This window comes from Aerococcaceae bacterium zg-252, assembly GCA_016237705.1.
GTDB lineage: Bacteria > Bacillota > Bacilli > Lactobacillales > Aerococcaceae > Globicatella > Globicatella yangjingiae.
Genome location: CP066204.1, coordinates 735981 through 746540 on the forward strand (window position 1 = coordinate 735981; position 10560 = coordinate 746540).

At 37.6% G+C, this 10560-nt stretch carries 1 protein-coding gene; it reads left to right on the top strand.

Features of this window, described 5'->3' with window-relative positions; all coding sequences use genetic code 11:
- Positions 1–686: 686 nt before the first annotated feature.
- Positions 687–10112 carry a MucBP domain-containing protein gene (locus JDW14_03690; protein ID QQD66215.1) on the top strand — a complete coding sequence of 3142 codons (9426 nt, stop codon included), beginning with the start codon at positions 687–689 and terminating at the stop codon, positions 10110–10112.
- Positions 10113–10560 lie beyond the last annotated feature (448 nt).

Genomic DNA, 10560 nt, shown 5'->3' on the forward strand with positions numbered 1-10560 from the left:
TTATTAAATATGTGTGCATGTGAAATAGAATTGCATAAACTACACCATTAACGTTTTTTGAATTTTTACAACAGCACTCAGTTTGTACTGTATTCAAGTGGAATAATTAAAATGGCACCTTTGACAAGGTGTCTTTTTTAGTTTATAGACTCCAATATACAAATTATCTTTTGTTTTTACGGAACAAAATCCATAAGCAGTTCAGAGTTAAATTACCCTTATATTGTGTTCTAAAAACACCATTAAAACCGAAGATTTATGGAAACGGTCCTGTTTATTAAAAATAGAGCAGGGGAATAAAAATATGAATAATATTGATATTTAAAGATAGGATGTAAATTTGAATATACATTTTATATAAATATAAGTAAAATGAGAATGAAAAAGTAAATATATTAAATGATAACAAAATAAATCACAAGCGCAATGAAAGAGTTTTCAGGAAACTTTTTGGATAGTTAGCAAATGAAATTGATTTTTGAATGTATATTTATCAATGATTATTATGCTTTTATTGGAAACTGCAATAAAAAACTTTTATAAAATTATTAATTCAATTGCTTGCATTATGAATAATGAACTGATACAATACTTTTTGGAATCTTTCGAAAAAGATGGATGTCCGTCTACTTTGATAAAAAATACAATTTTACAAAGGAAGAAGTATAAGAAAGTGAGGGATGCCGATGTTTTTTAATAAAAAACAACGATTCTCAATACGTAAGTATAAAATCGGTGTGTGCTCAGTCCTATTAGGAACGACAATTGTTATGGGCGCAAACCAAGTATCAGCAGAGGAAGTAGGTTCGTCAGAACCGGTTACTTCAACATCAGAACTAGTAGACGACCAGCCTTTAGAAGAAGAGCCGACTACTGTATCTGAAGAAACAGTAGCACCAGCTCAAGAAACTGAGACAACTACTGAAGAAACAACAGAAGTAGCTGCACCAGCAATTGAAGAAGTAACAGAAGCTCCAGCTCCAACAACAGAAGCAGCGACAGAAGCGACTCCAGTTGTAGAAGTTGCACCGGCAACGGAAGTTGAAGCAACTGAAGAAGTTGCAGCAGATGTAAATATTGAAGCTGTTAAAGCTGAAAAAATTGAATTAATCAATACTTATTCAGCCTTGACACCAGAAGTACGCAATGAATATGTATCACGTCTTCAAGAAGCTGTTGACGCAGCTGCCTTGGAACAAATCGCAAGAGAAGCTCGCCGTGCGCAACGCCGTGCAGAAGCTTTCCCAAATGAAGGACAAGCAATCCCAACAGGAACTGGGTTCCGTGCGGATGTACCAGCAGCTGATGAAATATTAGATACTGCAGGCTGGGAAACACTTGGACGTTTTAGTAACAAACCAGGTATCTTCTACGTTCAAAAATCAGGTACAATCAATGGTGGTAATAGTACTGATAGAATCACAAAAATCTATGAGGTAGATACAACAACTGGTAACGTCGTAGAAGTCTCTAAAGATGACTTTGAAGGTGGCGGTACACTCTTTGATAAGAACTATGAATTGTCAAAACAACAAGGTTTTGGCGATCGTGGTGTAGCTAATACAGGTGAAAACTATCGTGCTATCAATGCTCTAGGACTTTCAAATGACGGACGTTATGCATATGCTCTTGGTTTCACTTCTGATAATGATGTGGTTGACCGCACAACTATCAATGGTATTTACCGCTATGATATGGAAGCTAAGACATGGAGTTTAGTAAGCGATTCTAGCACATGGGCAGATGGCATGGGTGTTCTAAAGACCAATGCTTGGACAGCCGGTGCAGTCAATCCAAAAGATGGTAAATACTACTTTGGTACTGTAACTCTACAAACAGATCCTGCCTTTTCTCGAATAGCACCACGTGATTTGGCTGATTACATTAAAAAACGTGATGCTGGTGAATTTGATATTTATTTCCGTATGTGGTCATTTGATCCAGCGACAGGAACAGTTGCCAATGCAGGTTACATTGATACAACTTTTGTAAAATCAGGCAAGTTTGATAAAAATGAATCTTACTTCGTTTCTACTGGTAAACGTTTTGATGGTGGAGAAAGTTATGTAATTGGTAACGATATTGCCTTTGACACAGAAGGTAACTTCAAATTAATTTTGAACCAGTATAATACATCTAATTACTTTGTTTATGAAGAAACTAAAGCAGCCTTTGATGCAGCAGCATCTCAAAACGATAAATACTCTGCTCATAATGGTACTTTATCACGCAATATTCCAATCTTAACAAATACCAATGACATTGGTTTTGGGGATAATGCAGATGCTGCCAAATCAAATGAAGTAACAACTGGGGGACTTGCGATTGACGCCAATGGTGACCTTTACTTCCATAGCCGTCAAGGTAAAGTTGGACGTATCCTAGCAGACCTTTCTATCGGTGGTATCATGCCAAGCGTTGTAGCACCTGCTGGTACAGTAACTTGGGGTGATGCTGCAAGTATCCGTGGTACTGTTGGTAAAGGTAATGTTTACCGTGAATATTATATCCAAGGTACAGAAGACATTCTTGCTGGTACTGTTGGTTCTGTCGTAGACGGCAAGTTCGTGCCTACTACTGAGACAACGACAGGTAAAGATGATATTGAAAAAGATCAAGCTCTTTATAAGAAATACGATGCAACTGTCGGTCGTCCACAAGCAATCCGTGCAGCGGACGGTACGGTATATGAATACGTGCAGGTGAAAGAAAATTCTGATCCTGAAACTGGTGAGGTAAAAAAAGAAGACCAAACTATTAGATATGAATATGCACCAAAAGCTGTAACTGGTAATGTTATCGTTAAGTACATTGATGTAGAAGGTAATATTATTAAAACTGAAGTTAAGGATGAAACAAATGCAGATGCAAACACTCCTTATAACACAGATGAAGACCGTAAATTAGACCTTATTAAGGGATCTAAAGAGTTCAATAATGAAGGTAAGATTTATGAACTTGTTCCTGCAGGTACATACGGTACTTATAATAATAATCCAATTGAAGTTGACAATAATGGGCATTTAACTTCATCTGATTCTACAACGGGTGACGTAGAAGCTGGAAAAACAAAAGAAGTTGTTTATGTTTACCGTGAAGTAACACAACCAAAAACAGGTGATGTTGTTCTTCACTATGTAGATACAAAAGGAAATGAACTTCAACCAAATCACCACAATTCTGATGATAAACCAGTAGACGAGAACTATACAGTTACACCTACTGAAAAACCAGAAACTCTTGAAAAAGATGGCGTTGTGTATAAGAAAGTTGAAGTCTCTGAAACTGGTGTAGTTGATGGTAAGCCTATTGCAACTGAAAATGTAACGACAGAAGAAACTGGTACGATTATCGATGGTACTAAAAACATCGTTTACGTTTACAAACCAGTAGGATCAGTTGTGATTCATTATGTAAACACTAAAGGTGATGTTATTAAACAAGAAGTAAAAGACATCACTGAAGGCGATATTGATGCACCATACAATGCTGCGGATAATAAAGAAAATGCAAATGAAAAGCCAGCAACAATTGAAAATGGCAATGTAAATTACAAATTTAAAGAAGTTGCTACAACAAATACAGTTGGTGGTAAAGTTGTCGTGAATGAAAATGCTACAAATGTCGTAAAAGGACAAGAAGGCACAATTGTTCCAGGTACAACTCACGTTATCTATGTTTATGATGAAGTAGAAACACCTGTAGAACCAAAAGGTTCAGTAGTTGTACACTATGTAAACGAAGCCGGTGAAGTGATTCAATCTGCATACAAAGATACAACAGATGCAGCAGTAGATGCAGCTTATAACACAAAACAAGATAACTTAGAAAAACCAGAAGAAATTACTCACAATGGTAAGACATATGTATTAACTCGTGTATCAGATACAAACACTGTTGGTGGTAAAGAAATCGTTAAGACTGACGCTACAAACATCGTGACTAACAAAGAAGATGGTTCAGTTGTAGAAGGTACAACAAATGTTATCTATGTTTATAAGTTGAAAGAAGAGCCAAAAGCAGAACCAAAAGGTTCAGTAGTTGTACACTATGTAAACGAAGACGGCGAAGTAATCCAATCTTCATACAAAGATACAACAGACGCTGCAGTAGATTCAGCTTATAACACAAAACAAGATAACTTAGAAAAACCAGAAGAAATCACACACAATGGTAATACTTATGTATTGACACGCGTATCCGATACAAATACTGTTGGTGGTAAGGAAATTGTTAAGACCGATGACAAGAACATCGTGACGAACAAAGAAGATGGTTCAGTTGTAGAAGGTACAACAAATGTTATCTATGTTTACAAGTTGAAAGAAGAAGCACCAAAAGGTTCAGTTATCGTTAACTACGTGGATGTAGACGGAAACTTCTTGAAAGACGAAGACACAATCTTCGATACTAAAGAAGGAAAAGACGGAGAAGCCTATGATACAGTTGTAGATTTACGTCCAGATACAATCACAAAAGACGGTAAGACATACAAATTAGTAGAAAAACCAGGAGTATACCCAGTAGGTACAGTAGATGCTGATAAGCATTTAGAAGGTACTGATTCTATTGCAGGTTCAGTAGAAGCTGGTAAGACTAAGAAAGTAACTTACGTTTACGAAGAAGTGAAACCAGTTGTACCTGGTGGAGAAGTAAGTGCTCAGTACTTTGTAGAAGGTGAAGAAACTCGTCTTTACAAAGACCCAACTGTTGAAGAAGATACAGTAGTTAAAGAGCAAGGTACTCCATTAGAAACAACATATAAAGATGTACCGCCAGCAATTTTAACTGACAAAGATGGTAATATCTATGACTTGGTGAAAAAAGAAGGCAATACTCCAAAACTTAAAGAAGGTTCAGCACCACAAGAAGGTAACGTAACTGAAACTCCACAAGTGATTAAATACGAGTATAAGAAACGTGAAACACCAAAAGCAGAGCCAAAAGGTTCAGTCGTTGTTCACTATGTCAACGAAGCTGGTGAAGTTATCAAGACTGAGTACAACGATACAACTAACGCTGCAGTCGATGCACCATTCAATACAGCTGATAATGAATTGGAAAAACCAAAAGAAATTACATTTGGTGGCAAGACATACGTGTTTAAAGAAGTATCAATGACACCAAAAGTTGGTCAAAATGATGTTGTAAAAGAAGATGCAACAAACAGAGTCTTCTTCTTAGGAAAAGAAACAGGTGAAGTTGTTGAAGGGACAACACACGTAATTTATGTGTACTCTGAAAAACAACCAGAAGAAAATCCAGTAAAACCTGGTGGAGAAGTAACAGCTCAATACTATGTAGAGGGAACAGAAGAGCGTCTATATGAAGACCCAACTGTCGAAAAAGATACAGTAGTTAAAGAGAAAAATACTCCATTAGAAACACCATACGAAGATACACCACCAGTAGTCTTAACAGACAAAGACGGTAATATCTACGACTTAGTGAAAAACGAAGACGGTACTCCAAAACTTAAAGAAGGATCAGCTGAACCAACAGGTGAAGTAACTGAAACTCCACAAGTTATCCAATATGAGTACAAGAAACGTGAAACACCAAAAGAAGAACCAGTAAAACCTGGTGGAGAAGTAACAGCTCAATACTATGTAGAAGGAACAGAAGAGCGTCTTTACGAAGACCCAACTGTCGAAAAAGATACAGTAGTTAAAGAGAAAAACACTCCATTGGAAACACCATACGAAGATACACCACCAGTAGTCTTAACAGACAAAGACGGTAATATCTACGACTTGGTGAAAAAAGAAGGTAATACTCCAAAACTTAAAGAAGGTTCAGCACCACAAGAAGGTAACGTAACTGAAACTCCACAAGTGATTAAATACGAGTATAAGAAACGTGAAACACCAAAAGAAGAACCAGTAAAACCTGGTGGAGAAGTAACAGCTCAATACTATGTAGAAGGAACAGAAGAGCGTCTATATGAAGACCCAACTGTCGAAAAAGATACAGTAGTTAAAGAGAAAAATACTCCATTAGAAACACCATACGAAGATACACCACCAGTAGTCTTAACAGACAAAGATGGTAATATCTATGACTTGGTGAAAAAAGAAGGTAATACTCCAAAACTTAAAGAAGGTTCAGCACCACAAGAAGGTAACGTAACTGAAACTCCACAAGTGATTAAATACGAGTATAAGAAACGTGAAACACCAAAAGAAGAACCAGTAAAACCTGGTGGAGAAGTAACAGCTCAATACTATGTAGAGGGAACAGAAGAGCGTCTATATGAAGACCCAACTGTTGAAGAAGATGAAGTAATCAAAGAAAAAGATACTCCATTAGAAACACCATATAAAGATACACCACCAGCAATCTTAACTGACAAAGATGGTAATATCTATGACTTGGTGAAAAACGAAGACAATACTCCAAAACTTAAAGAAGGTTCAGCACCACAAGAAGGTAACGTAACTGAAACTCCACAAGTTATCCAATACGAGTACAAGAAACGTGAAACACCAAAAGAAGAACCAGTAAAACCTGGTGGAGAAGTAACAGCTCAATACTATGTAGAAGGAACAGAAGAGCGTCTATATGAAGACCCAACTGTTGAAGAAGATGAAGTAATCAAAGAAAAAGATACTCCATTAGAAACACCATATAAAGATACACCACCAGCAATCTTAACAGACAAAGATGGTAATATCTATGACTTGGTGAAAAACGAAGACAATACTCCAAAACTTAAAGAAGGTTCAGCACCACAAGAAGGTAACGTAACTGAAACTCCACAAGTTATTAAATATGAGTACAAGAAACGTGAAACACCAAAAGAAGAGCCAAAACCAGAATCACCAAAAGGTTCTGTAATCGTTAAATACGAAGACGAAGAAGGTAACGAGATTCAAGATCCTAAGGAAGATACGCCATTATCACCAGTTGATACTCCGTACAATACAGTTGATAAACGCGATGAGAAAATCGAAGTTCCAAATCCAAATGATCCAGAAAATCCAACAGTTTACCACTTAACTAAGAATGAACCAAAAGAAGGTGAAGGGGAAGACGACGGTAAAGTTAAAGAAGGCGAAAAAGTTGTAACATACGTGTACAAGAAAGCCGGATCAGTTATCGTTCACTATGTAGACGAAGCTGGAAACGAAATTGCAGCCGATAAAGTTGCGAAGAAAAATGAAAAAGACGGAACTGAGTATGACACGACTACGAAAACGTTACGTCCAGCTACAATTACAGTAGGGGATAAAGTGTATGAACGTGTACCAGCAGGAACATATGGTGCAGGTGAAGTTGATGAAGACGGTCACTTAACATCAACTGATTCAGTTGACGGTGCAGTTGAAGCAGGTAAAACAAAAGAAGTTACTTACGTTTACCGTTTAGTAAAACCAGTGACACCAGAATCAAGTGGTGAAGAACCATTACCACCATTACCACCAACTGAAACACCTAATAAGTACATTCCGTACATTCCGGAAAATCCTGAAGATCCGTCTAATCCGAACGATCCTAAGTATCCAAATGATCCGGAAGATAATCCACCATTAGATCCAAATGGAAATCCAATTCCACCAGTGGATTACGATAATACACCGAACGATCCAAGTGATGATCCACGCTTACCGGATATCGACGGTTTTGTGCCAGTAGATCCAAAAGATCCAAGCAATCCATTGCCAAAAGATCCAAATGGCGGCTATGTGCCACCAGCACCAGAAAATCCTAAGGAAGATACACCAATTCCTTACGTACCAGCAGGTTCAGTTGTGATTCATTATGTTGATGAAGAGGGTAATGTTCTTCTTGACAAACTTGTAGATACAGCGAAAGCTCCAGTTGGTTCTGACTATGACACAACTGAAAATACAAGAACAAGAAAAGAACGTCCGGATGAAATCATTGTTACAGATGAAGAGGGTAACGAGTCTATCTATGAATTGGTTCGTGTTTCTACTTCAAACAAAGTTGGTGATCAAGAAGTTGTTCCAGAAGATGCAATTGTAGGTGGAGAAACTGGTAAAGTTGTTAAGGGCGAAACAAACGTAATCTACGTTTACCGTCAAAAACCAGGTAAATACATTCCATTTATCCCAGTAGATCCAAGCAACCCTAATGACCCAACGGATCCACATGATCCAACAGATCCAAATAACCCAGGTGAAGAAATTCCAACTCGTCCATACGATGAGACACCGGAAGATCCGTCAGATGATCCACGTTTACCGGACGTACCAGGATACATCCCTGTAGATCCAAGCGATCCAAGTGGTAAGACACCATTGAAACCAGTAGATCCAGAAGATCCAACTAAGGGATATGGGCCACCAAAACCAGTTGATCCTAAGGAAGATACACCAATTCCTTACGTACCAGCAGGAACAGTAACGGTTCACTATGTAAACGAAAAAGGTGAAGTTATCAAGGATCCAACTGTGGATACACCGAAATCACCAGTAGGTACTAAGTATGACACTGATGAAGACGGTAAGGAAATTCCAAGAGAAATCACTGGTAAAGACGGCGAAGAGTATGTACTTGTAAAAGTTAAAGACGGTGACAAACCGACTGGTGAAGTAGAACAAGGTAATATTGATGTTACTTACATCTACAAGTTGAAAGAAAAACAAACTCCACCACCAGTAGAAGAAAAACCTAACAAGTATATTCCGTATATCCCTGAAGATCCAACGGATCCTTCTAATCCGAATGATCCGAAGTATCCAACAGATCCAGAGAACAATCCTCCTCTAGATCCAAATGGAAATCCGATTCCACCAGTGGATTACGATAATACACCGGAAGATCCAAGTGATAATCCACCATTACCTGATATTGATGGTTATGTACCAGTAGATCCAGAAGATCCTTCAACACCGTTGAAACCAGTAGATCCAAACGATCCATCTAAAGGATATGTACCACCAAAACCAGTAGATCCTAAAGAAGATACACCAGTACCTTACGTACCAGCAGGAACAGTAACTGTTCACTATGTGGATGAAGAAGGTAATGTGATTAAAGATCCGACTGAGGACACACCGAAATCACCAGTGGGTACAGAGTACAACACTGATGAAGATGGCAAGGAAATTCCAAGAGAAATCACTGGTAAAGACGGCGAAGAATACGTACTTGTAAAAGTTAAAGAAGGCGACAACCCAACTGGTGTAGTAGAAAAAGGTAACATTGACGTTACATACATCTACAAGTTGAAAGAAAAACAAACACCACCACCAGTGGAAGAAAAACCTAACAAGTATATTCCGTATATCCCTGAAGATCCAACGGATCCTTCTAATCCGAATGATCCTAAGTATCCAACAAATCCAGAGAACAATCCTCCTCTAGATCCAAATGGAAATCCGATTCCACCAGTGGATTACGATAATACACCGGAAGATCCAAGTGATAATCCACCATTACCTGATATTGATGGTTATGTACCAGTAGATCCAGAAGATCCTTCAACACCGTTGAAACCAGTAGATCCAAACGATCCATCTAAAGGATATGTACCACCAAAACCAGTAGATCCTAAGAAAGATACACCAGTGCCTTACGTACCAGCAGGAACAGTAACGGTTCATTATGTGGATGAAGAAGGTAATGTGATTAAAGATCCGACTGAGGATACACCGAAATCACCAGTGGGTACAGAGTACAACACTAATGAAAATGGTGAGGAAGTTCCTAAGGAAATCACTGGTAAAGACGGTAAAGTCTATGAACTTGTAAAAGTTAAAGACGGTGATCAAGAACAAGGTAAGGTTGTTAAAGGTAATACTGATGTTACTTATATTTACAAATTGAAAGAAACACCAGAGACACCTGAAACACCTGAATTACCAGAAGTTCCAGAGACACCTGAAACACCTGAATTACCAGAAGTTCCAGAGACACCTGAGAAACCAGAAGCACCTGAAACGCCAGAAACTCCTGAAACATCAGAAACTCCTGAAAAACCAGGAACACCTGAAGCTCCAGTTTATCAAGAAGTTGGAAAATCAGCTGTTCTTCCAAATACAGGTGAATCTGACTCAGCTATGGCATGGAGTGCAGCAGCACTTTCAATCTTAGCAGGTCTAGGATTAGTAGCACCTCGTCGCAAAAAAGATGAAGAAGCTTAAAATTAATTCGTAGCAATACGATTTAATAAACTCTGAGCATATAATGGAAACAGCATTTGAGTATTCGCTCAAATGCTGTTTTTTTGGCTCTATGTCAAATGGTGTTGGTTCCCTAAAATTAAGCGACTTGATTGACAGATAGAAAGGATGATTCGTTTCTATCTGTTTTCTTATTTTTAAACAAACGATTAACCAGTAATATTTTATACAAAATTTTTGTATCAATATGCTTCGCTGATAATTCTAGCGTCATTTGATGACTAAATATTATGATTTATCGTAATTATTACAATTTTATATTTGACCTCAATGGAAACTTAAATAATATTTTAAATTCAGAAAATGTTAAATTTGTTGATATAAAAACATTGTTTGGATAAAATTTGGAAACTTAAAATGTGAATATTTAAAATTTTTAAGATAAACACTTGCAATAAAAAATTATAAT